Below are 24286 nucleotides of genomic sequence, written 5' to 3'. Positions count from 1 at the left end.
CGCCACCTCTTACCGGGGAGGGTGATCATGGCCCATGTCCATAACGGTCTCGTCGACCGCGCCAAGAACATCATCGTAACGCCAAAAACCGAGTGGCCGGTGATCGACGCCGAGCCGACGACGATCGGCGAGATTTATCGCTCCTATGTCCTGATCCTCGCTGCCGTGCCGGCGCTGGCCGGGCTAATCGGCAACCTCCTGTTCGGCTATTCGATGCTGGGCATCACGCTTCGGCTGTCTCCGGCCACGGCGATCGGCGCGGCGATCACGCAATATATCCTGTCGCTGGTCACCGTGTACGTCCTGGCGCTGATCATCGACGCGCTCGCGCCGACGTTCGCCGGAGTCAGGAACCGGACCCAGGCGTTCAAGGTCGCGGCCTATTCGAACACGGCCGGTTGGGTAGCCGGCATATTGATGATCCTGCCCCAACTGGCGCCGATCGCGGGGCTGCTCGGCCTTTATGGCCTGTATCTCCTCTACACCGGCCTTCCGTTGCTGATGCGGGCGCCGGCCGACAAGGCGCTGGGCTATACGGTGGTGACGATCATCGCCGCGATCGTGCTGTTCGTGATCATGGGCGCGATCACCTCGACCGTCGGCCGGATGTTCGCGTCGCCGGTGACGATGACTGATGCCGGCGTCTCGGGCACGATGACCGTTCCGGGCCTAGGCACGGTCGATCTCGGCAAGCTCGACGCAGCCGCCAAGCAGGCGGAGCTGACGGCCCAAAATCTGAAAGCTGGCACGGATGGCAAGGCGGCGGCTGCCGTGGCGCCATCGGCGCTGCAGGCGCTGTTGCCCGCCAGCCTGGGAAGCTACAAGCGCACCGAGATCGCCAGTTCCGGCGCGAATGCGGGCGGTCTCGGCGGCACGCATGCCGAGGCGCGCTACGAGAATGGCGACAGGAATATCCGGCTGGAGCTGACCGACATCGCGGCGGCGGGGGCTTTCGCGGCGCTCGGTGGCGCGATGAACCTGCAATCCAATCGGGAAACCGCGACCGGCTACGAAAAGACCCAGATGGTCGGCGGCCGGATGGTAACCGAGAAATGGGACCGCGATTCCCGTGACGGCAGCTACAGCGAACTGATCGCCAACCGGTTCATGGTCTCCGCCGAGGGGCGGGTTGCGGACATATCGGAGCTGAAGCAGGCCGCCGCCGCGATACCGGCCGATCGCCTCTCCGGGCTTGCCGCATCAGGCTCTACTCGCTGATCGCCGCCAGTTTACCCGCCGCCAATATCTCGCCGACCTTCTGGCCTAGGTCGTCGAGCGAGAAGGGCTTGGTGATCATGCTCATGTTGGCGCCGAGGAAACCCGAGCGAATTGTTGCGCTTTCGGCATAGCCGGTGACGAACAGTATCGGCAGTTCGGGGCGGTAGTCGCGCGCGGTCTCCGCCAGTTGGCGGCCGTTCATACCCGGCAGGCCGACGTCCGAGATCATCAGGTCGATCGGCACGGCCGAGGCCAGCACCGGTATCGCCGATGCGCCGTCGGAGGCCTCGATCGCGGTATATCCAACCTCCTCCAGCACGTCGCGGATCAGCAACCGCACCGAGGCGTCGTCTTCTACCACCAGCACCCGCTGGCCATCGCCCTGCGGCGCAGCGGACCCGGCCGCCTCCGCCACGATGCCCCGCCGATCGGCTGCCGGGAGGTATATACTGACCGTCGTACCCGCGCCCTCAATGCTGTCGATCGAGACGAAACCGCCATTCTGACGCGCGAAGCCATAGACCATCGACAGTCCCAGCCCGGTTCCCTGGCCCAGCGGCTTGGTGGTGAAGAAGGGTTCGAACACCTTGTCGAGCAGATCGGCGGGCATGCCGACGCCGGTGTCGGAGACGCTCAGCACCACGAAGCTCCCCGCCTCGGCATCGACGATGTCGGTGGCTTGCGCCGCGTTCAGCTCAGCATAGCGGGTGGCGACGGTGAGTATGCCGCCTTCCGGCATGGCGTCTCGCGCGTTGATCGTCAGGTTCAGGATAGCGCTTTCGAGCTGGTTGGCGTCGGCGATGCCCGCCGGCACCGCAGGATCGAGCTGCATGTCGAGCGCGATCTGCTCGCCGATCGTGCGCTCGAGCAGATCGCCCAATGATCCTACCAGCGCGTTGACGTCGAGCGGCTTGGAATCCAGCGACTGACGCCGCGAGAAGGCCAGCAGGCGCTGGGTAAGCCCCGCCGCGCGCAAGGCGGAGGTCGTCGCGGCGTCCATGAAGCGGTCGACGTCATCGAGACGGCCCGAGGCGATCCGCCGCCGCATGATGTCCATCGCGCCGATGATGCCCGTCAGCATATTGTTGAAATCATGCGCGATGCCGCCGGTGAGCTGCCCGACCGCCTCCATTTTCTGGCTCTGATGGAGATGCTCATGCGCCCGGGCCAGTTCCGCGGTGCGCTCGCGCACCATCGCCTCGAGGTCCTCGCGGCTCTTGGCGAGCACATCGCGCGCCTCGACAATTTCCTGGATGTCGGTGCAGGTGCCGAACCAGCGGACGATCGCGCCCGCCGCATCCCGCATCGGCTGTGCGCGCCCGAGCACCCAGCGATAGGCGCCGGACCGGTGCTTCAGCCGATATTCGATGTGATAGGGCTCACCGCTGATCAGCGACTGATGCCACCGCGACCAGGCGCGCTCCCGGTCCGCGGGGTGGAACATGCCGGTCCAGGCCTCGCCGTCGGTCGAACCCTGCGGCACACCGGTAAAATCGTACCAGCGCTGGTTATAATAATCATGATAGCCATCGGGTAGCGTCGACCAGACCATGTGATCTATGGAATCGGCTATCGCCTGGAACTTGGCCTCGCTCTCGAGCAGTTCGTCCTGGCTGCGCGCCAGCGCGGCATTGCGCAGCTCGATCTGGGCAAGATGGTCGCGCATCTCGAACTGCTTCTGGCGCGAGCGCAGCGCCGAAGACACCGCGCTGAGCAGCGACAGCGAACTCAGTGGTCGTTCGAGCACCGTGAAATTGTCGATGACCTCGGAGATGCGAAGCACGGCTGCCTGCCCTGGCGGAAGCGGTCCCATCCGGCGCGCCGCCAGCACCACGAAAGGCACGTCCGACCAGGCCGGCTGGGCCGCGAGCGCCGTCCGCAACGGCCGGTGGTCGACGCCGATCGCCTCCTCCGTCAGCACCACCGCCCCTACATGATCGTCGAGCAAGGCCGCGATCTCGCTCAGGTTCCTGCACGCCGTCGCGTCGTAACCCTCGCGCTTCAGGAGTTGGCAGACGCTTTCCGCATCCCTGCCGAAGGGCGCCGCAATCAGGACCTTGTGGCCGAACTCGGCCGTCCTATGCGGCACTGCGATCTTCCATCAAGGGTGCCCCGACGCCGACATATTCGGGCGTTCCGGTCAGCACGCCGCGGAAGTTGGTGAGCGGCGCGCCGATGCGAATGCCGTGCCCGTCGATCCGGAGTTCGCGGATGGCATCCTCATGCTGTCCGCCGCGATTCTTCAGGATCGAGATCGCCTTGCGGATGCGGCCCTCGGCTTCGAAGAACCGGATGAGCGCCACGCTGTCGGCGACATAGGAGATGTTGAGGCTGGTCGACATCGACCCGACCAGCCCGTGCTGCGGATTGATCAGGAAGGTGACCACGCCATAATGGTTCAGATAGGACAGCAGCTCGTGCATCTGCAGGATCAGCTGCTGCTCCTGCGGCATCGCCGCGAGATAGCCGTTGAGGCTGTCGATCACGATCATCCGCGATCCGCGGCGCTCCACCTCGTCCCGCACCATGGCTGCGAATTGACCCGGCGACAGCTCGGCCGGATCGATCTGCCGGATGACGAGGCAGCCGCTGTCGATATAATGCTGGAGCTGCCTCTCGAGCTTGCCGGTTCGCGCCAGCAGCGTGCTGATCCGTTCGTCGAACTGATACATCGTCGTCGGTTCGCCGCGCGCACAGGCGGCGACGATGAACTGCATCGCGATCGACGTCTTGCCCGCGCCCGCCGGTCCGGTCAGCAGGGTGCTGGTGCCGCGCATCGGCCCGCCGCCCCACAGCGCGTCGAGTCCGGGAACGCCGCTCGACACCATGCTATTATCGAAGTCTCGGGCATGGTCCGATGCGATCAGGCGCGGGAAGACCTCGATTCCGCCCTTGCGAATGACGAGGTCGTGATAGCCCGCGACGAAATCGACGCCGCGCAGCTTCTGGACCTGCAGCCGCCGCCGCGCCGCGCCGAAGTCGAGTGTCAGCCGGTCCAGCGTGATGACGCCGTGGCACAGGCTGTGCAGATGAGTGTCGCGCTCCCCGCCCGACGATGTCAGGTCATCAACCAGGATCACGGTCGTGTCCCGACCGGCGAAGAATTGCTTGAGCGCCAGCACCTGCCGCCGGTAGCGCAGCGCATCCTGAGCAAGCAGCCGCATCTCGGACAGGCTGTCGAACACTACCCGGCGGGGATTGGTGCGCTCGACCTGCTCCTCGATCAACCGCACGGTTTCGCCAAGTTCGACCTCCCAGCTGTAGAGCACCGACTGATCGCGGTCGCCGCCGAGCACCTGCTCGGCCTGGGCGAACTCGAACAGATCGATGCCCGACAAATCCCAGCCATGGGATGCGGCCACCGCATGCAGTTCCTCGCTGGTCTCGGAGAGGGTGATGTACAGGCAGCTTTCGCCCTGCCTTGCGCCCTCTAGCAGATATTGCAGCGCAAGGGTGGTCTTGCCCGATCCCGGCGAGCCTTCCAGCAGGTAAAGCCGGTTGGGGGGCAGGCCGCCGTTCAGGATCGTGTCGAGCCCGGGGTTGCCTGAAGATATTCTGTTCGACATCAAGCGTGTCACCAATCTTTTCGAAAGCGTAATGGTATTCAACCCCGAAATTATCGGGAGGTTCCCGCCGATACGCCGCGTCAAAGACGATCAATAGGCGATCCACCGCGCCAGAAGCGACCTGGCCGCGCCGCTATTGATCGCTTCTTCCGCAACGAAAATGGCGTCACGCCAATTACTTGACTTGCCCGCGACGATCAACGCCGCAGCCGCGTTCAGAAGCACGGCATCGCGATAGGCGCCGGCCTCGCCCGCGAGCAGCCGACGCAGCGCGGCCGCGTTGAACGCTGCGTCGCCACCCCGGATCGCCGTGAGCGGGTGACGGCTCAGTCCTGCAGTTTCCGGCTCGAACCGTTCCGGCCCCCAGCCGATGCTGCCGAGCCGGAACAGGCTGCTCGGGCCGCCGATCGACAGTTCGTCGAGCGGCTCATCACCCGACACGAGCATGGCCGCATCGCAGCCGATCCGTTCGATCGCGGCGGCATAGACCGGCAGGAAATCGGGCCGCGCGACACCGATCAACTGACGGGTCACGCCGGCCGGATTGGCGATCGGCCCGAGCAGGTTGAAGATCGTCCGCCTGCCGATCCGCTTGCGGATCGGACCGAGCGGCTTCAGCGCGGGGTGATGCTTCTGCGCGAACAGGAAACACAGGCCGATCTCTGCAAGTGATCCCTCGGCGCGCTCGGAGGCACGATCGAGATCCAGTCCCAATGCCTCGAGCGTATCGGCGGCGCCGGCCTTCGACGATGCGGCGCGGTTGCCGTGCTTCGCGACCGGCACGCCGGCCGCGGCGACGACGATGGCCACCGCGGTCGAGACGTTGAGGCTGTGTGCGCCATCGCCGCCGGTGCCACACACGTCGATCGCACCGGCCGGTGCGCGTATCGGGATCATCCGCTCGCGCATAGCCAGCGCAGCGCCGGCGATCTCGGCGCCAGTCTCGTCGCGCTCGGCCATGGCAGTCAGGAAAGCGACGAGGCGATCCTCATCGAACGCGCCATCCAATATGGCCGCAAAGATCTCATGGGCGGTTTGCTGGTCGAGCGGCGTGTGCGGATCCGGCAGCTGCGGCAAGGTCACGCGCGCTCTTTGACCCGCATCCCGGCCGCCCGCATGAAATTGGCGAGCATCGCATGGCCATGCTCGGTGGCGATGCTCTCGGGATGGAACTGCACGCCGTGGATCGGCAGAGTGGCATGGCGCACGCCCATCACCTGCCCATCCGGGGTGCGGGCGTTGATCAGCAGATCGGCGGGCAGTCCCTCCTCGGGCACGATCAGCGAATGATAGCGGGTTCCGGTGAAGGGCGACGGCAGTCCTTCGTAGAGCCCGGTGCCGTCGTGCAGGATCGGGCTCGTCTTGCCATGCATCAGCTGGGGCGCGCGGACGACCTTGCCACCGAAATGCTGGCCGATCGACTGGTGTCCCAGGCACACGCCAAGCAACGGGCGGCTGTTGGCAGCGCAGGCGGCGACGAGATCGAGCGAGATGCCCGCCTCGTTCGGCGTGCACGGGCCCGGCGAGATCAGGAAGGCTTCCGCCCCGCTCGACATCGCCTGGCCCACGCCGATCGCGTCGTTGCGCACCACCTCGACCTCGGCGCCCAGCTCCATCAGATAGTGGACGAGGTTCCAGGTGAAGCTGTCATAATTGTCGATGACGAGGATCATGGGCGGCCCTTTAGCGCCTACGTCATCCCAGCGAAAGCTGGGATCTCCCTTTCCTTGGCGCAAAATGAACCGAGATCCCAGCTTTCGCTGGGATGACGAACATTATAGCGTCGTGCCGGATCTCGGAGTGGCTGAATGATCAAGCGCACAATTCTCGGCGCGGCGGCGCTTATCGCGATCGCCTCAGCCGCCCTTGCCCAGACACCGCCGATGACCCCCGACATTCCCGACAAGTTCGAGACGGTCACGCCGGCGGCAGACTATATCCGGCGCGAGGTGATGATCCCGATGCGCGACGGCAAGAAGATGTTCGCGGTGATCGTGATGCGCAAGGGCACCGCCAACGCGCCGATCCTCCTCACCCGCACTCCCTATAATGCGGGCGACACCACCAGTCGCAACCAGAGCCAGAAGATCGAGGAGATCCTGCCGGTCTCCGACGCCGAGTTCGTCAACGACGGCTATATCCGGGTCTATGAGGATGTGCGCGGCCGCAACAAGTCCGAAGGCGACTATGTGATGAACCGGCCGTTGCGCGGTCCGCTCAACGACACGCCGGTCGATCACGCCACCGATGCCTATGATACGATCGACTGGCTGGTGAAGAACGTGCCGGAGACCAATGGCCGCGTCGGCATGACCGGCTCGTCCTATCCCGGCTTCACGACGCTGATGGCAACGATCGATCCGCATCCGGCACTCAAGGCGGTGGTGCCGATGAGTCCGATGGTCGACGGCTGGATCGGCGACGACTGGTTTCACAACGGCGCCTTCCGCCAGAACACCTATGACTATCTCACCGCGCAGACCGGCACCAAGAACGATGGCGACGACGTGGCGTCGGGCAGCGGCGACCAATATGCGCTGTGGCTCAAAAGCGGATCGGCCGGCGACTATATGAAGGCCTATGGGCTCGACGCGTTGCCGGCCGCGCGCAAGATGGCCGAGCATCCCGCCTATGACGCTTATTGGCGGGAACAGGCGGTCGACAAGCTGCTGGCGGCGCGGCCGTTCACCATCCCGATGATGCTGGTGGTCGGCCAATGGGACCAGGAGGACAGCTATGGCGCCGCCGCGGTCTATCGTGCGCTCCAACCCAAGGACAGCGACGGCAGGCTGCATCTCGTGGTCGGGCCGTGGCGGCACAGCGGCGTCAATTATGACGGATCGTCGCTCGGACCGTTGCGCTTCACCGGCGACACCGCGCTCCAGTTCCGCCGCGACGTCATGAAGCCATTTCTCGATCAATATCTGAAGAGCGGCAGCCCGCACATCTCCACGCCGCCGGTGCTGACCTATGACAGCGGCCGCAACCGCTGGCAGCCGACAGCCCGCATCTTCGACACCAGGCTTACCGCGCTCTACCTGCAGCCCGGCGCAACGCTTGGCTGGAACAAGGGCGCGAAAGCCGGCCGCGACGACTATGTCTCCGATCCCGCCAAGCCGGTGCCGTTCGTCACCCGTCCGATCCATTGGTCCAATGCCGATGCGTGGAAGCCGTGGCTGGTATCAGACCAGCGCTTCGTCGATGGCCGGCCAGACGTGCTGACCTATGTCACCGAGCCACTGACCAAAGCGGTGCATATCCTGGGCAGGCCGATGGTCGATCTGTTCGCTGCGACCACCGGCACCGACAGCGACTGGGTGGTGAAGCTGATCGACGTCTATCCCGAGGAGATGACGTCGGATGCCAAACTTGCCGGCTATCAGCTCGGCATCGGCATGGAGATCTTCCGCGGGCGCTATGTCGACGGCTTCGACAAGCCGCGCCCGCTGAAATCTGGCAAGGTCGAGAATTACCGCTTCGAGCTGCCGACGGTGAACCACAGCTTCCTGCCGCGCCATCGCATCATGGTGCAGGTCCAGTCGAGCTGGTTCCCGCTCTACGACCGTAACCCGCAGAGCTACGTGTCGAACATCTTCCGTGCCAGGCCCGGCGATTACCACAAGGCGACGCAGAGCGTGTTTACCGGCGGAGCCGCAGCGAGCGCCGTGCTGCTCCCTGTCGTGGAGTGAAGATCGAGCTCATCGTTACGGACACACTGCGTTATCCCGTTGTTTTCGAGCGGTATTGTGGGGAGACGCGGTTGCAATTTGTTTGAAATGTAGGAACATAAAGAGAACATAGGCTCTGAAAAGGAGCCACAATGATTATATTTCCCGAGCAGGTAATGATCGGTCTCGCGGCGATCATCACCAGCCTCTCCGCACTGATCTGGTCTATCAGGCGACGGGCTTAGAGGCTGTCCCAGACATCCGCTGCTTCGCGATGACTGCGTAGCGCCTGCCGTTCCTGCTCCAGAATCTCGCCGCAGATCGCTTCGGCCGAGCAGGGCGCGGGCTTGGCGGTGTCGACGAGCAGCACGAACTCCGCATTCATCGGCTTGCGGGAAAAGCGCTGGGCGCTGACCCGATAGCGCTTGTAGGGCTGGATGAAGGCCGATGTCGCCCCCCGCGCGCAGCAGGCCCGGGCGAGTTCCAGCAGCGGAATATTGCCGTCGGTACTGTAGCTGATCGCGATCCAGCGCGCCGCGAGGCCATCCACCAGCGCGGCGAAGGCGCCGGCGGCCTCGCGCGCGTTGTTATAGGGGCTGCGCCGTTCCGTCCGCCAGTCGCGGCGGATCGCGGACTTGTCGCCATGGCCGCTGATCTTGCGCTCCAGCGGCGGGCTGTCCCACAGCGCGATCGTGTTCAGGACATGATAGTTCGAGCCATAGGGGTGCTGGTTGTAGGGCGGATCGACATAGACCAAGTCATAGCTCCGGCCATGCTCCCGGCCAAAGCGCTGCGCGTCGAGCCGGGTCACCTCGTTGGCCTGCCCATTATCGCAGAACGCCGCCGGCTCGAGCCGCAGATCGCCGCAGATCCGATAGAGCGCCGTGCCGTTGCTGCCGCCCCAGCCGGCATGGAAGCCCTTGAACAGGCCCGACGTGTTGCTGGCGTAGCAAGCCTGGTAAAGCAAAGGCGCCATCAGGCAGGCAAGCTGCGCCTCGTCGATGCCGGCGGCGTCTTTCAGCCGCTCGAGCTCCTGGCGGATCGCGTCGATGCGCATGCCGTTCTTGCGCATGAAGAACAGCCGATCTCGCCCGATCACATAATGCTCGTCGTCTTCGGGGCAGAGATGATCGGTCACCCAGCCGGCAACCGGCGGCAGGGCATTGAGGTGTGCGATCATGTCGGCATAACCGTCCGCGCCGAACGATGGCGGGGCGTTGCAGCCTATATAGCAGCGGTTGATCTGCTCCGAATAGGGTTCCCAGTCATTGGCGATGACCCGCAGGCCCTGCGCCTTGGCGAAGCGCGCCACGACGCCGCTGCCCGAGAACAGATCGACGAAGCTGTCGCCGGGCGCGATGCCGCTCGCCGCGATCGCCTGTTGGATCAGCGGCAGCAGCTTACGCTTGTTGCCGATATAGGGGATCAGCTGGTTGAAGATGAAGCTGTCGGTGCTGCGGGCGGCATGCTTGGCGCGTTCATATTTCACTGCCTGCTCCCTCCCGACCGCGGCCTTCGATACCGCGCGGCCGGCTTCGCTGTCGATGGGGCAGAAAATTCTGACCTATCGCAGAAAAATCGCGATTGAAGGCTGGCTAGGCCCGGTTCACCGCGTTAAGCTTTAGGCAGAGCATCCCCTGCGAACGCAGGATCGACCGGGCCAGCCAGCCCGGACCGTCCTGTTCTCAGACATGGGAGCTGGTGAGAGGAGTTCGTCGCGTTGGAGCCTACCAACATTGAGGCGCCGGAATATTTCCATAAGGTCGTCGATTGCCAATGGGCCTGTCCGGCCCACACGCCTGTTCCGGAATATATCCGCCTGATTGCCCAGGGGCGTCATGCCGACGCCTATATGGTGAACTGGAAATCTAACGTCTTCCCCGGAATATTGGGCAGGACCTGCGATCGTCCGTGCGAGCCCGCCTGCCGCCGCGGCCGGGTCGACGAGGAGCCGGTGGCGATCTGCCGCCTCAAGCGCGTCGCCGCCGACAACAAGGGCGACGTCGCCGCGCGAATGCCGGTGCCACCCAAGAAGAAGATCGGCAAGAAAGTTGCGTGCATCGGCGCCGGCCCCGCGGCGATGACGGTGGCGCGCGATCTCGCGCCGCTCGGCTATGACGTCACCGTCTACGACGCCGATGCCAAGGCCGGCGGCATGATCCGCAGCCAGATCCCGCGCTTCCGCCTGCCCGAAAGCGTGATCGACGAGGAGATGGGCTTCATCGTCAATCTCGGCCTCGACATGCGGCTGGGCCAGCGGATCGACAGCATGGCGGCACTGCTGCGCCAGGACTATGACGCGATCTTCGTCGGCACCGGCGCGCCGCGCGGTCGCGATCTCGACCTGCCCGGCCGGCGCGAGGCGGCGGCGAATATCCATATCGGCATCGACTGGCTAGCGAACGTGTCGTTCGAGCATGTCGGCAGCATCGGCAAGCGCGTGATCGTGCTCGGCGGCGGCAACACCGCGATGGATTGCTGCCGTACGTCGCGCAGGCTGGGCGGAGAGGACGTGAAGGTCATCGTCCGCTCCGGCTATGACGAGATGAAGGCATCGCCATGGGAGAAGGAGGATGCGCAGCATGAAGGCATCCCGATCCACAATTATCTGGTGCCCAAGGCGTTCACCCATGAAGATGGCCGGCTGACCGGTGTGATCTTCGAGAAGGTCGCTCCGCTGATCGACGAGAAGGGCCGCCGCACGCTGCAGCCGACCGGCGAGCCCGACGTGCATTTCGAATGCGACGACGTGCTGATCGCGGTCGGCCAGGAGAACAGCTTTCCCTGGATCGAGCGCGACATCGGCCTGGAGTTCGACCAGTGGGGCATGCCCGCCGTCGACGAGGTCACCTTCCAGTCAACCTTGCCGAAGGTGTTCTTCGGCGGCGACGCGGCATTCGGGCCGAAGAACATCATCTGGGCGGTTGCGCATGGCCATGATGCGGCAGTGTCGATCGACCATTTCTGCCGCGGCACCAACTTGCGGCTGCGACCCCCGCCGGGCGTGCTTGTCTCGTCGCAGAAGATGGGCATCCACGAATGGAGCTACGATAACGACATCTCGGCGGAGGATCGCCAGAAGGTGCCGTTGCTGCCGATCGCCGCCGCGCTGGCTGACGTGAAGGCCGAGGTCGAGCTCGGCTTCGACGATCCGCGCACCTGGGCGGAGACGCAGCGCTGTCTGAACTGCGACGTACAGACCGTGTTCGCCAAGCCGCTGTGCATTGAATGCGACGCCTGCGCGGACATATGCCCCACCGACTGCATCACCTTCACCGTCAATGGCGACGAAGATGAACTCCGGCCCCGGCTGAAGGCGCCCGCGCTGAACTTGACGCAGGAGCTGTACGTCTCGTCGACCCTGCCGACCGGCCGGGTGATGGTGAAGGACGAGGATGTCTGCCTGCATTGCGGGCTGTGTGCCGAGCGCTGCCCGACCGGCGCGTGGGACATGCAGAAGACACTGATCGAGATGACCCATGCTGGAGGGTGCTCGAAATGACCAAGGCCCTGAGCGCGGTGAACGACTTCGTCGTCAAATTCGCCAATGTGAACGGCTCGGGCTCGGCCTCGGCCAACGGCCTGTTCGTCAAGGCGATCCTGCGGATGGGCGTGCCCGTCGGCGCGCGCAACATCTTCCCCTCCAACATCCAGGGGTTGCCGACCTGGTACGAGATCCGCGTCAGCGGTGAAGGCTGGCTCGGACGTCGCGGCGGCGTCGACCTGATGGTGGCGATGAATCCGCAGACCTGGGACCGCGACATCGCCGAGATCGAGAGCGGCGGCTATCTGTTCTACGACTCGACCAAGCCGATGCCGGTGGACCGCTTCCGCAAGGACATCAACATCGTCGGCATTCCGCTGACCGCGCTGTGCAACGAAGCCTATGTCGAGCCTTCGAAACGCAAGGTGTTGAAGAACATCATCTACCTGGGCGCGCTCACCTATCTGCTCGGGATCGAGCGTGAGGTGGTCGAGGCGCTGCTGACCGAGGAATACGCCTCGAAGCCGGCGCTGATCCCGGCCAATATCGAGGCGCTGGGCATCGGCTTCGATCATGCCAACGCCTCGCTGAAGCCGCTCGGCCTGCAGCTGCGCCGTGCCGATGCGGTCGGGGAGCGAATCTTCGTCGACGGCAACACCGCCGCGGGGCTCGGCGCAGTCTATGGCGGCGCCACCGTCTGCGCCTGGTATCCGATCACGCCGTCGACCTCGCTGGCCGAAGCGTTCATCGACTATTGCAAGAAGCTGCGCCACGATCCCGACACGGGAGACGCGCGCTACGCCATCGTGCAGGCCGAGGACGAGATCGCCTCGATCGGCATGGTCACCGGCGCCGGCTGGAACGGCGCCCGCGCCTTCACCTGCACCTCGGGACCCGGCATATCGCTGATGCAGGAGTTCATCGGCTTGAGCTATTTCGCCGAGATCCCGGCGGTGATCTTCGATGTTCAGCGCGGCGGCCCGTCGACCGGCATGCCAACCCGCACCCAGCAGTCCGACATCCTGTCCGCCGCCTATGCCAGCCACGGCGACACCAAGCATGTGCTGCTGCTGCCAGAGGGGCCGGGCGAATGCTTCGAGTTCGGCGCGCTCGCCTTCGACCTTGCCGATCGGCTGCAGACCATGGTGTTCGTCATGCTCGATCTCGACATGGGCATGAACGAATGGCTGATCGAGCCCTTCGCCTGGGACGAGAGCCGGCCGCTCGATCGCGGCAAGGTGATGACCGCCGAGATGCTCGAGGCCGGCGCCGATTTCGGGCGCTACAAGGATGTCGATGGCGACGGCATCCCCTATCGCACCCTACCCGCCACCCATCCATCGAAGGGCGCCTATTTCACCCGCGGCACCTCGCGCGATCCCTATGCGCGCTACAGCGAGGAGGGCGCGGTCTATGTCGACAATATGGAAAGGCTGCTGCGCAAGTTCGACAGCGCCAAGGCGCTGGTGCCGGCGCCTATCCTGCACAAGGCGACGCGGTCGACCTCCTATGGCGTGATCTATTACGGATCGACCTCGCCGGCGATGGACGAGGCGCTGGCGTGGCTGGACGGCGAGGGCATTGCCGTCGATGCGCTGCGCATCCGTGCCTTCCCCTTTTCGGGCGAGGTGTTCGATTTCATCGCCGCTCACGAACTGGTGTTCGTGGTCGAGCAGAATCGCGATGCCCAGTTGCGCGCGCTGCTGATCAACGAGGGCGGGGTCGATCCGGCCCGACTCGTCAAGGTCCTCAACTATGACGGCTCGCCCATCACAGCGCGCTTCATCGAGCGCGAGCTCGCTCGGGGAATGAGCGCGGGCATCGGCACCACCGTCGGGGAGATGGTGAAATGACGTTCATCACCAAGCCAAAATTCCATCATCCGTCGCTGCAGACGAACGCGCTCGGCTTCACCCGGCGCGATTATGAAGGCAAGGTCTCGACCCTGTGCGCCGGCTGCGGACATGATTCGATCAGTGCGTCGATCGTCCAGGCCTGTTTCGAGATCGACCTCGAACCACACCGACTCGCCAAGATGTCGGGGATCGGCTGTTCGTCGAAAACGCCGGATTATTTCCTCGGCGCGAGCCACGGCTTCAACACCGTGCATGGTCGCATGCCATCGGTGCTCACCGGTGCCAACCTCGCCAATCGCGAGCTGATCTATCTGGGCGTATCGGGCGATGGCGACAGCGCCTCGATCGGGCTCGGCCAGTTCGCCCATGCCATTCGCCGCGGCGTCAACATGGCCTATATCGTCGAGAATAACGGCGTGTACGGGCTGACCAAGGGGCAGTTCTCGGCCACCGCCGACAAGGGCAGCAAGTCCAAGAAAGGCGTCGTCAATTCCGACAGCGGCATCGACCTCGTGGCGCTCGCGCTGCAGCTGGGCGCAACCTTTGTGGGGCGCAGCTTCTCCGGCGACAAGGAGCAGCTGGTGCCGCTGATCAAGGCGGCGCTGCGGCACAAGGGCGCGGCGTTCATCGATGTGCTCAGCCCCTGCATCGCGTTCAACAACCACAAGGGTTCGACGAAGAGCTTCGACTGGGTGCGCGAGCATAATGAGGCGGTCAACCGGCTGGACGTACTGCTCGGCCGGGCGCCGGTGACGGCATCCTACGAGCCGGGTTCGCTGGTCGAAGTGGCGCAGCATGACGGTTCGGTGCTGGTGCTGCGCAAGGTTGCTGCCGACTATGATCCCACCGATCGGGTCGGCGCCATGAGCTACCTGCACCAGCGCGAGGCGGTCGGCGAGATCGTCACTGGCCTGCTCTATGTCGATCCGAACGCCGAGGACCTGCACGACGCGCTGGGCACGGTGAAGCGCCCGCTCAACGCGCTATCCGATCGCGAGCTGACCCCACCGGCATCGGCGCTGGCCAAGATCAACGCGGCGTTGCGATAGAGCAAGCTGAGATTAGATAGACCCGCTCATCCAGAGTAAGGGCTGAGCGAAGGCGAAGCATGTCCTGAGCGCCTGCTTGCAGGCAGTCGAAGGGACCGCATCGAAGGACGTCCTTCGACACGCCACTTCGACAAGCTCAGTGGCTGCTCAGGATGGGCGGGTGAATCAACCTGAGCACCAGATACGATAGTTTACTTGACGAGAGCGACGAATCTTCGCTCAATGGCGGCATCGTAACGGCGAGTGATCGAGATCATAGCGCTGCGCCCGTATGAGGACGACATGGGCTATATCGTTCGAGCTGCCGATCCTAACTCTTCGGTAATCGAATATCGGAGATAGATGCGTTGATGTCGCTGCTCGCCTGCCTCAGCCTGTTCCTCGCCTTGCTCGCCGCGCTGCGGCTCTATGCGTGGCGCGAGGCGCTCGGCACAGCTCGCGCCGCCACTGCCAGGCGGACCGGAGAGCATTGGACGGAGCGGCGGGCTCGCCATGCGCGGGCGCGGGCGGCACGGTCGGGAGCAATCTACCTGGGCTCGGCCGCGATCCTGCTCCAAGGCGCCGCGCAGCTGTTCAACTACTAGGCTCCGGGCTGCGCGCCAGCCTAGCCTGCCGCCCCGTCTCGCGCTATGCCGCGCGGCGATGAGCAACAAGCTGACCGAAATCTGCGACACCAAACGCGACCATGTGGCGCGCGCCAAGGCGGCGATGTCCTTCGCGGATCTCACCGCCCGCGCCCGCGCGGCAAGCGCCCCTCGCGGGTTCCGCGCCGCGCTCGATCGCAAGGCTGCCGATGGCTATGGCCTCATCGCGGAGATCAAGAAGGCGTCACCTTCCAAGGGCCTGATCCGTGCCGATTTCGATCCGCCGGCGCACGCCCGCGCCTACGAGCAGGCCGGTGCCGCCTGCCTGTCGGTGCTGACCGACGCGCCCTATTTCCAGGGCCATGACGATTATCTGGTGGCGGCGCGGGCGGCCTGCTCGCTGCCCTGCCTGCGCAAGGATTTCATGGTCGACCCGTGGCAGGTGACCGAGGCGCGCGCGCTGGGGGCCGATGCGATCCTGATCATCGTCGCTGCGCTCGACGACGGCGCGATGGCCGAGATCGAGGCTGCGGCAATCGAGCACGGCATGGATGTTCTGGTCGAGGTTCACGACGCCGCCGAACTCGCGCGCGCGGCGCGGCTGAAGTCGCGGCTGATCGGCGTCAACAATCGCGATCTGCGGGACTTCTCGATCGATCTGTCACGCACCTATGAGCTGGTGGCCAACGCACCCGCAGGCTGCACCTTCGTCGCCGAGAGCGGGCTCGGCTCAAAGGCAGACCTGGACGCGATGGCCGAGCATGGCGTGCGCTGCTTCCTGGTCGGCGAATCGCTGATGCGCCAGGCCGATGTCGCCGCGGCGACGCGCAGACTGCTGACCGGCGCATGACCGGAAAGCTCACCCATATCGACGATGAGGGCGCCGCTCGCATGGTCGACGTTTCGGCCAAGGCCGAGACCAGGCGCCAGGCGATCGCCGAGGGAAGGATCCTCATAGCGGCGCCCGCGCTGGATGCGATACGCGCCGGATCGGTCAAGAAAGGCGATGTGCTCGCGGTGGCCCGGGTCGCCGGGATCATGGCGGCCAAGAAGACCGCCGACCTCATCCCGCTCTGCCATCCGCTGCCGATCTCCGGCGTGACGCTGGACCTGGAAATCGAAGCCGATGGCATCCGCGCCACCGCCGCGGTGGTCACCACCTACACCACCGGCATCGAGATGGAGGCGATGACCGCGGTCTCGGTGGCGCTGCTCACTGTGTACGACATGGCCAAGGCGCTCGATCGGGGCATGCGGATCGAAGGCGTCCGGCTGTTGTCGAAGACCGGCGGCAAGTCTGGCGACTGGGCGGCGTAATGGCGCTTATTCCGGTCGCCGAGGCTCAAGCGCGGATGATCGCGCTCAGGCCGCCACTGCCGATCGAAACGGTGCCGCTGGCGCAGGCCAACGGGCGCCATGCCGCCGCCGATGTCGTCGCCGGCCGCACTCAGCCCGCGCTCGATCTGTCGGCGATGGACGGCTATGCGATCCGCTTCGACGAGCGGCCCGGCCCCTGGACCGTCGTCGGCGAAAGTGCCGCGGGCGGCGGCCTTGGCCGGGCGCTCGCAGCGGGCGAGGCGGCGCGGATCTTCACCGGGGCGCCAGTGCCAGCGGGCGCCGATGCGATCCTGGTACAGGAAGAAGCGGCGCGCGACGGCGACCGGCTGACCATGGCCGGCGAAGGACCGCGCGGGCCCGGCGCGCATATCCGCCGCGCCGGCAGCGATTTCACGCAGGGCGATATTTTGATCGCCGCGGGCACGGCAATCGGCGCAGCGGCGATCGCGCTTGCTGTCAGCGGCGGCCATGGCGCGCTCGCGGTCCGCCGCCGGCCGCGCATCTCCATTGTCTCGACGGGCAACGAACTGGTGCGGCCGGGCGTGCCCACCAGCGGCGCGCTGTTGCCCGCCTCCAATGGGCCGATGCTCGCGGCGATGCTGGCGGGGCCGACCTCCATCGTCACCGATCACGGCATCGTCCGCGACGATCTCGACGCAATCGCTGCGGCCTTCTCCGCGCTCGCCGGCCAGGCCAATATCATCGTCACCACCGGCGGCGCGTCGGTCGGCGATCATGATCTCGTCCTGCCCGCCCTGCAGAAGGCCGGCGCCCGCATCGATTTCTGGAAGGTCGCGCTCAAGCCCGGCAAGCCGGTGATGATCGGCACGCTCGGCGAGGCGATCGTGCTGGGACTACCCGGCAATCCGGTCTCGGCCTTCGTCACTGCCATGCTGTTCCTGAAGCCGCTGGTGGCGCATCTGCTCGGCGCGCGCAGCCCCATATCCACGCCGGTGCTCACCAGGCTCGGCGCAGCGCTCCCGGCGACCGGCAACCGGGCCGAATATCTGCGCGGCCGATGGAGCGAAGGGCGGGCGGTTCCGCTCATCGGCCAGGACAGCGCCGGCCTCGCCGCGCTAGTCGAAGCGGAGGTGCTGATCGTGCGGCCGCCCCAGTCTCCGGCACTGGCGCCGGGCGCCGATATCGACATCATTCCGATCGCTTGACAGAGTCGTCCCGGTTGCCTAAATGTTCTCCGTCCGTTCTAGACGAGGGCAATCGCCATGCTGACGCGCAAGCAACATGAACTTCTCCTATTCATCCATGATCGGCTGGTCGAGACCGGCGTGTCGCCCTCGTTCGAGGAGATGAAGGATGCGCTGGACCTCAAGTCCAAGTCGGGCGTCCATCGCCTGATCAGCGCGCTGGAGGAGCGCAATTTCATCCGCCGTCTGCCGAACCGGGCGCGCGCGCTCGAAGTACTGCGCATGCCCGACATGATCGCGAAGGCGCCGGCCGCGCCGTCGAAGGCGCCGCCGATCGTGCCGCAGGCAGCGAACGAGAATGTCCTCGAAATCCCGCTGCACGGCCGCATCGCCGCCGGCTTGCCGATCGAGGCGCTCGAAGGCCAAAGCACCTTGTCGGTGCCAGCCGCGCTGCTCGGCCCGGGTGAACATTATGCACTCGAGGTATCCGGCGATTCCATGGTCGAGGCCGGCATTCTCGACGGCGATTATGCGCTGATCCGGAAAGCCGAGACGGCGCGCGACGGCGACATCATCGTCGCGCTGATCGCCGACAGCGAGGCCACCCTCAAATATTTCCGCCGCGAAGGCGCGATGATTCGGCTCGATCCAGCCAATCGCGCCTATGATCCCCAGCGCTATAAGCCCGACCAGGTGCAGGTGCAGGGCAAGCTCGCAGGTCTGCTGCGCCGCTATTGAAGCGCTCGCCTCCTTCCTGAGCCCGTCTTTCTCGCGAAAGCGCGAATGACGGCGGGCGTAGTGAGCTTTCCCACTGCCTTCCTGTCGTCTGCGCCCGCGCATTTTGTCACACGCATCGTTCGCCCACCCGTTGACCCGCCGCATGTCGTGCGGCATTCCGGCGGCGCATCAGCGGCGCAGGAGAGATAATATGTCCGACGGGGTCTTCATCACCATGGAATTAGATGTGAAGCCTGAGGCGATCGACGCCTTCGCCAATAGCTTTAAGACCATGATCGGGGACACCGCCAAGTTTAAAGGCTTCCGCAGCCTCCAGGTGCTCCGCCAGGGCACAAAGATGTTCCTGTTCGAGGAATGGGATAGCGAAGCCGATTATGGGGCCTATATCGCCTTCCGCACCGAGCGCGGCGACATGGACATGCTGGAGAGCATCATGAACTCGGTACAGTCGGGCGTGTGGCCAACCCTGGTCGCCAGCGCGAAAGCCTGATCCTGACGGCCTGAGCCCTATAGCCGGAAAGTCGACCACGGATGGCGGCCGACATCGGCCGCCACGCTGTCGATCCGGCCGCGTTCGAGATCGATCGACAGCCCGCCGGTCCGCGCCAGCAGCGGCCGGTCGATCCGGATCCAGCGCGGCCGGCACGAACGCGGCATCCGCCGGTCGCTGATGACGATGTCCGCGCGCGCGCAGGCGCGGTTCATCCGGGCTATGTCGACGAGATAGGGGCTGCGGGTCGCGAGCACCATCCAACGGCGGCCGCCGCGCCGGAGCTGCGCCTCGCACAGGTCGGCGGAACAGCGCGCCGTCTGAAGGGCGTCGATCGGCACAGGCTCGCCATCGACGCCCGCCGCCTCGCTGAGCACGTCGCGGATATAGTCGCCGGCACGATCCCGCAGCAACGCGACCCGCCCGTCGTCCAGCACCACGGCAACATGCCGGCCGTCCCCCGTCACCAGCAGGTCCGGCTCGGGCGACTGCAGCGCCCAAGCCGCGCCGATCGCCAGCGGCACCGCTCCCCATCGCCGCATCTTCGTCCGCCACAGCGCGATCCACAGCCCGCCCGCCACCATCAGGGCGAAGGCGCCCCACGCCATGCTCGGCAACATCGCCACCGCACCCGGCGCGTCGCCGACCCGATGAGCGATCCAGAGAAGCAGCGCGAGCGCCTTCGATACCAGCCACCAGAACGGCGCGCCAAAACCCGCAACGTCGAGCAGCAGCGCCAGCGCCTCGAGCGGCATGATGACGAAGGTGGTCAGCGGGATAGCGACGATGTTGGCGGCGGCGCCATAGAGACCCGATTTGTGGAAATGAAACAGAGCGATCGGCGCCAACGCCGCCTCGATCACCATGCCGGACAGCAGCAGCACCGCCAGCCCGCGGCCGAACCGCGCCGCCCAGCGCTCGTCCCGTCCAGCCGAGAACGCCGCCACCCTGGGATGTTCCAGGAAGGCGATCAACGCGGTGACGGCGGCGAAGCTCAACTGGAAGCTCGGCCCGGCGAGCGCCTCGGGCCAGAACAGCAGCACGATCAGGGCGCCGGCGGCCACCAGCCGCAGCGTGATCGCCTCGCGCCCCATGGCGATGCCGGCCAGCACGAGCAGCGCGGCGACGCACGAGCGGATCGTCGGCACCTGCGCGCCGGACAGCAGGGTATAGCCTATCCCCGCCACCGCGCCGACGCCCGCCGCGATCAGCAACAGAGGCGCGCGCAGCGCCAGCCGCGGGCTGAGCGCGAACAGCCGCAGGGCGAGCAGCATCACGCCGCCGACCACCGCCGAGACGTGCAGCCCCGACACCGAGAGCAAATGGGCCAGCCCGGAGCGCCGTATCGCTTCGGCATCCTCCTCGCCGATGGCGCCTTGATCCCCGGTAGCGAAGGATGCGGCGATCCCGCCGGCGCTGGCGCCGGTGACGCGCTGCTCGATATGCGCCGACAGCCGCGCCCGGCGATCAGCGAGCCATGTTGAAAAGCCGCCGCCGGCTCGAGCCTCGATCTTCGGAGGATCGAGCGCCTTTCCCCCCGCGCCGATGCCGAGGAACCAGGCCGTGCGTGCATAGTCGTAGCCCCCAGGCACCGCCGCCGGTGCGGGCGGCATCAGCCGCGCGCGCACGGCGATATGCGCGCCGCCCGGCACCAGCGCTGGCACATCGGCCTGATCCACATTGAGCCTGATGCGTGGCGGAAGCAGGCCCGGATCGGTCGCTATCGTCAGCCGCACCAGCTCGCGCGCCGGCAGCCGCTCGACCGTCTCGATCCGCCCGGCAACCATGGTCACCAGCGGTCGATCGATCCGCGATGCAGCCACCCAGTCCGCCCGCGACCAGATGATGATCATGCCGATCAGAGCCGCCAGTCCGGTTACCAGCACGGCCCGGCCGATCCTGCGCTCGACGCCGATCGCGCAGCCGGCCAGTGCCACCCCGGCGAGCGCGGCCAAGGCCGCCAGCCAGGCCACGCGGTCTGGCAGGACCAGCCACAGGGCGATGCCGGCGGCGACCATGACCGGCACCCACAAACCGAGCTGGTCGCGCTCCGCTTCCAGAGCACGCTCGATCCGGTCGAGCACGCCTGCCATGGCGGCGCGGCCCCGGGGTCGGAGAGCCAGAGCCGCTATGCTGGGTGCGCGATCGAGCATCGACCACCCCCGCTACGATCGTGGTCTGCAACGCCCGACTCGCCAGTCAATTTGACCGGAGCCGAAAATGCTATACGGGGCGCCTCGACTTCGCTGGCCATCGTGCCGATCTTGGAGAAAGCGCGCGTGGGCGCAAGCACCGAAAATCAGACCCCCAAAGTTGAGGTCATCACTCGCTTCGCGCCGTCGCCAACCGGATTCCTGCATATCGGCGGCGCGCGAACCGCGTTGTTCAACTGGCTGTTCGCCCGCCATCACGGCGGCAAGTTCCTGCTCCGCATCGAGGATACCGACCGGGCTCGGTCGACGCAGCCGGCGATCGACGCCATACTCGACGGAATGAACTGGCTCAACCTCGGCTGGGACGGCGATGTCGTCTACCAGTTCGCGCGCGCCGATCGCCACGCCGCAGTGGCACAGGAACTGCTCGATAAAGGGCATGCCTATCGCTGCTATGCGACGGCCGAGGAATTGGCCGAGTTGCGCGAACAGCAGCGCGCCGCCAGGCAGCCGCTGCGCTATGACGGCCGCTGGCGCGATCGCGACCCCGCGGAAGCGCCAGCCGGCGCGCCCTTCGTCGTCCGCCTGAAGGCGCCGCGCGAAGGCGAGGTCACGATCGAGGATCTCGTGCAGGGGCCGGTGACCGTCCAGAATGCCGAGCTCGACGACATGATCCTGCTCCGCTCGGACGGCACCCCGACCTACATGCTCGCGGTCGTCGTCGACGACCATGACATGGGCGTCACCCACGTCATCCGGGGCGACGATCACCTCAACAACGCTTTCCGGCAGCTGGCGATGATACGCGCGCTGGGCTGGCCCGATCCAATCTACGCCCATATCCCCCTGATCCACGGCGCCGACGGCGCCAAGCTGTCCAAGCGTCACGGCGCACTGGGCGTCGATGCCTATCGCGACGAGATGGGGATGCTGCCCGAAGCTGTGAACAACTATCTGCTCCGGCTGGGCTGGGGCCATGGCGACGACGAGATCATCGACCGCGCGCAGGCAATAGCCTGGTTCAGCCTGGATGGCGTCGGGCGCTCACCGTCGCGGTTCGATTTGAAGAAGCTCGAGAATCTCAACGGCCATTATATCCGCGAAGCCGACGACAGCCGGCTGGCCGACCTCATCGCGGCCGGAGTCGCGGCGCAGGTGGGCCGCGATTTCAGCCCCGGCGACCGTGAACTACTGCTTCGCAGCATCCCGTTCCTGAAGGTAAGAGCCAAGGATCTCAATGAATTGAAGGAAGGTGCAGCCTTTCTGTTTCGCACTCGCCCGCTCGATATGGACGAGAAGGCTGGATCGCTGCTAGACGGTCCGGGCAAGACGCTGCTGGCGCAGGCCCGCGACGCCCTTGCAGCCACTGCCGACTGGTCGGCGCCCGCGCTCGAGGCGGCGGTCCGGACGGTGGCGGAAAACGGGGGGATCGGCCTCGGCAAGGTTGCGCAGCCGCTACGGGCGGCGTTGACCGGCCGTACCACCTCTCCGGGTATTTTCGATGTGCTGGCGCTGCTCGGCCGCGAGGAGAGCTTGGGCAGGCTGGACGATCGATTGGGTTAGAAGCGGGTAAAAAGCGTACACGACGAGGACCGAGCCGGCCTGCCGGTGAAGGGGCGAACCAGGAGGAAGTAACATGGCGGACAACGTTAAGATGGAGTTCGACGGCAAGGCGTCGGAATATCCCGTCATGTCGGGCACGGTCGGCCCCGACGTCATCGACATCCGCAAGCTTTATGCGACGACCGGCGCCTTCACCTACGATCCCGGCTTCACGTCGACCGCTTCGTGCCAGTCGGCGCTGACCTATATCGATGGCGACGCCGGCGTACTGCTCCATCGGGGCTATCCGATCGACCAGCTCGCCGAGCAGTCGAGCTTCATGGAAGTCTCCTACCTGCTGCTCAACGGCGAACTTCCGAGCGCAGACGAACTGGACAAGTTCACCTATACGATCAGCCGCCACACCATGCTGCACGAGCAGCTCGCGACCTTCTATCGCGGCTTCCGGCGCGACGCCCATCCAATGTCGATCATGTGCGGCGTGGTCGGCGCGCTGTCGGCTTTCTACCACGACTCGACCGACATCACCGATCCCAAGCAGCGGATGATCGCCTCACACCGGCTGATCGCGAAGATGCCGACGATCGCCGCGATGGCGTATAAATATGCGGTTGGGCAGCCCTTCCTCTATCCAAAGAACGAGCTGAGCTACACCGGCAACTTCCTGCGGATGACCTTCGGCGTTCCCGCCGAGGATTATGAGATCGATCCGATCATCGAATCGGCGATGGACAAGATCTTCATCCTCCACGCCGACCATGAGCAGAACGCATCGACCTCGACGGTCCGCCTCGCGGGCTCGTCGGGCGCCAACCCGTTTGCCTGCATCGCCGCAGGCATCGCCTGCCTGTGGGGCCCCGCGCACGGCGGCGCCAACGAAGCCGCGCTCAACATGCTGCGCGAAATCGGCACGCCCGATCGCATCCCCGAATATATCGCCCGCGCCAAGAACAAAGACGATCCGTTCCGGCTGATGGGCTTCGGCCACCGCGTCTACAAGAATTTCGATCCGCGCGCGAAGGTGCTCGGCAAGGCGGCCACCGAAGTGCTCGACAAGCTCGGCATCAGCGATCCGGTGCTCGACACTGCGCGCGAACTCGAGCGGATCGCGCTGTCCGACCAATATTTCATCGACAAGAAGCTCTACCCGAATGTCGACTTCTATTCGGGCGTGATCCTGTCGGCGATCGGCTTCCCGACGACGATGTTCACCGTCCTGTTCGCACTGGCCCGCACGGTTGGCTGGGTGGCGCAGTGGAACGAGATGATCTCCGACCCGGAACAGAAGATCGGCCGTCCCCGCCAGCTCTACATGGGCCCGGACCAGCGCGACTACGTGCCCGTCAGCGCTCGCTGAACCGACGACATCGTAAGACATCAAGGGGGGCGGGGCGAAGGTCCCGCCCTTTTCCATGGGGTTGCCCGGCGGCGGGA

The 24286-nt window shown here is 65.6% G+C and carries 19 protein-coding genes; 13 read left to right on the top strand and 6 right to left on the bottom strand.

Annotation, left to right across the window (positions count from 1 at the left end):
- The first annotated feature begins 27 nt into the window (after positions 1–27).
- Complete coding sequence (locus tag AAC645_RS05795; RefSeq protein ID WP_340314510.1) at positions 28–1218, top strand: Yip1 family protein; 1191 nt, start codon at positions 28–30, stop codon at positions 1216–1218.
- On the opposite strand, the gene AAC645_RS05790 is transcribed toward AAC645_RS05795, so the two are convergent.
- From AAC645_RS05790 to AAC645_RS05775, 4 genes are all read right to left on the bottom strand, one after another.
- The gene (locus AAC645_RS05790; protein ID WP_340314509.1) at positions 1208–3307 is read right to left on the bottom strand and encodes a PAS domain-containing hybrid sensor histidine kinase/response regulator; all 2100 of its coding nucleotides are present in this window, start codon (positions 3305–3307) and stop codon (positions 1208–1210) included. The genes AAC645_RS05795 and AAC645_RS05790 overlap by 11 nt on opposite strands.
- Positions 3297–4784 carry an ATPase domain-containing protein gene (locus AAC645_RS05785; RefSeq protein WP_340314508.1) on the bottom strand — a complete coding sequence of 496 codons (1488 nt, stop codon included), beginning with the start codon at positions 4782–4784 and terminating at the stop codon, positions 3297–3299. Before AAC645_RS05785 ends, AAC645_RS05790 begins: the two co-directional genes overlap by 11 nt.
- A gap of 90 nt (positions 4785–4874) precedes the next feature.
- The gene (trpD, locus tag AAC645_RS05780) at positions 4875–5867 is read right to left on the bottom strand and encodes an anthranilate phosphoribosyltransferase (protein ID WP_340314507.1); all 993 of its coding nucleotides are present in this window, start codon (positions 5865–5867) and stop codon (positions 4875–4877) included.
- On the bottom strand, positions 5864–6457 hold the full coding sequence (locus AAC645_RS05775; RefSeq protein WP_340314506.1) for an anthranilate synthase component II: 594 nt from the start codon (positions 6455–6457) through the stop codon (positions 5864–5866). The genes trpD and AAC645_RS05775 overlap by 4 nt, the downstream gene beginning before the upstream one ends.
- A 135-nt stretch (positions 6458–6592) precedes the next feature.
- Between AAC645_RS05775 and AAC645_RS05770 the strand changes: the two genes are divergently transcribed.
- A complete protein-coding gene (locus AAC645_RS05770) occupies positions 6593–8473 on the top strand; it encodes a CocE/NonD family hydrolase (RefSeq protein WP_340314505.1) in 1881 nt (626 codons plus the stop codon).
- A 220-nt stretch (positions 8474–8693) separates the two neighbouring features.
- On the opposite strand, the gene AAC645_RS05765 is transcribed toward AAC645_RS05770, so the two are convergent.
- A complete protein-coding gene (locus AAC645_RS05765; RefSeq protein ID WP_340314503.1) occupies positions 8694–9941 on the bottom strand; it encodes a DNA adenine methylase in 1248 nt (415 codons plus the stop codon).
- A gap of 231 nt (positions 9942–10172) precedes the next feature.
- On the opposite strand from AAC645_RS05765, the gene AAC645_RS05760 reads away from it, so the two are divergent.
- From AAC645_RS05760 to AAC645_RS05720, 9 genes are all read left to right on the top strand, one after another.
- A complete protein-coding gene (locus AAC645_RS05760) occupies positions 10173–11954 on the top strand; it encodes an FAD-dependent oxidoreductase (protein ID WP_340314502.1) in 1782 nt (593 codons plus the stop codon).
- Positions 11951–13789 carry a 2-oxoacid:acceptor oxidoreductase subunit alpha gene (locus tag AAC645_RS05755; RefSeq protein WP_340314501.1) on the top strand — a complete coding sequence of 613 codons (1839 nt, stop codon included), beginning with the start codon at positions 11951–11953 and terminating at the stop codon, positions 13787–13789. The genes AAC645_RS05760 and AAC645_RS05755 overlap by 4 nt, the downstream gene beginning before the upstream one ends.
- Positions 13786–14841 carry a 2-oxoacid:ferredoxin oxidoreductase subunit beta gene (locus AAC645_RS05750; RefSeq protein WP_340314500.1) on the top strand — a complete coding sequence of 352 codons (1056 nt, stop codon included), beginning with the start codon at positions 13786–13788 and terminating at the stop codon, positions 14839–14841. The genes AAC645_RS05755 and AAC645_RS05750 overlap by 4 nt, the downstream gene beginning before the upstream one ends.
- Before the next feature lie 350 nt (positions 14842–15191).
- On the top strand, positions 15192–15425 hold the full coding sequence (locus AAC645_RS05745) for a hypothetical protein (RefSeq protein WP_340314499.1): 234 nt from the start codon (positions 15192–15194) through the stop codon (positions 15423–15425).
- A 58-nt stretch (positions 15426–15483) separates the two neighbouring features.
- Positions 15484–16275: an indole-3-glycerol phosphate synthase TrpC gene (trpC, locus tag AAC645_RS05740; RefSeq protein WP_340314497.1), complete on the top strand. Its 792-nt coding sequence runs from the start codon at positions 15484–15486 to the stop codon at positions 16273–16275.
- Positions 16272–16742 carry a cyclic pyranopterin monophosphate synthase MoaC gene (gene moaC, locus AAC645_RS05735; RefSeq protein ID WP_340314496.1) on the top strand — a complete coding sequence of 157 codons (471 nt, stop codon included), beginning with the start codon at positions 16272–16274 and terminating at the stop codon, positions 16740–16742. Before trpC ends, moaC begins: the two co-directional genes overlap by 4 nt.
- Positions 16742–17929 carry a molybdopterin molybdotransferase MoeA gene (locus tag AAC645_RS05730; protein ID WP_340314494.1) on the top strand — a complete coding sequence of 396 codons (1188 nt, stop codon included), beginning with the start codon at positions 16742–16744 and terminating at the stop codon, positions 17927–17929. Before moaC ends, AAC645_RS05730 begins: the two co-directional genes overlap by 1 nt.
- A gap of 57 nt (positions 17930–17986) precedes the next feature.
- Positions 17987–18646 carry a transcriptional repressor LexA gene (gene lexA / locus AAC645_RS05725; protein ID WP_340314493.1) on the top strand — a complete coding sequence of 220 codons (660 nt, stop codon included), beginning with the start codon at positions 17987–17989 and terminating at the stop codon, positions 18644–18646.
- A gap of 190 nt (positions 18647–18836) precedes the next feature.
- Positions 18837–19136 carry an antibiotic biosynthesis monooxygenase family protein gene (locus AAC645_RS05720; protein ID WP_340314491.1) on the top strand — a complete coding sequence of 100 codons (300 nt, stop codon included), beginning with the start codon at positions 18837–18839 and terminating at the stop codon, positions 19134–19136.
- 17 nt (positions 19137–19153) lie between these two features.
- On the opposite strand, the gene AAC645_RS05715 is transcribed toward AAC645_RS05720, so the two are convergent.
- Positions 19154–21289 (bottom strand): ComEC/Rec2 family competence protein, encoded by a 2136-nt coding sequence (locus tag AAC645_RS05715; protein WP_340314489.1) that lies wholly within the window; start codon positions 21287–21289, stop codon positions 19154–19156.
- A gap of 126 nt (positions 21290–21415) precedes the next feature.
- Between AAC645_RS05715 and gltX the strand changes: the two genes are divergently transcribed.
- A complete protein-coding gene (gene gltX / locus AAC645_RS05710) occupies positions 21416–22852 on the top strand; it encodes a glutamate--tRNA ligase (protein WP_340314487.1) in 1437 nt (478 codons plus the stop codon).
- Positions 22853–22925: 73 nt separating this feature from the next.
- Positions 22926–24209 carry a citrate synthase gene (locus AAC645_RS05705; protein WP_340314485.1) on the top strand — a complete coding sequence of 428 codons (1284 nt, stop codon included), beginning with the start codon at positions 22926–22928 and terminating at the stop codon, positions 24207–24209.
- Positions 24210–24286 lie beyond the last annotated feature (77 nt).

The organism is Rhizorhabdus argentea (assembly GCF_037861105.1).
Classification (GTDB): Bacteria; Pseudomonadota; Alphaproteobacteria; order Sphingomonadales; family Sphingomonadaceae; genus Rhizorhabdus; species Rhizorhabdus argentea.
Note: the sequence above shows the minus strand (reverse complement) of the source record. Positions and strands in the feature narration are given on the sequence as shown.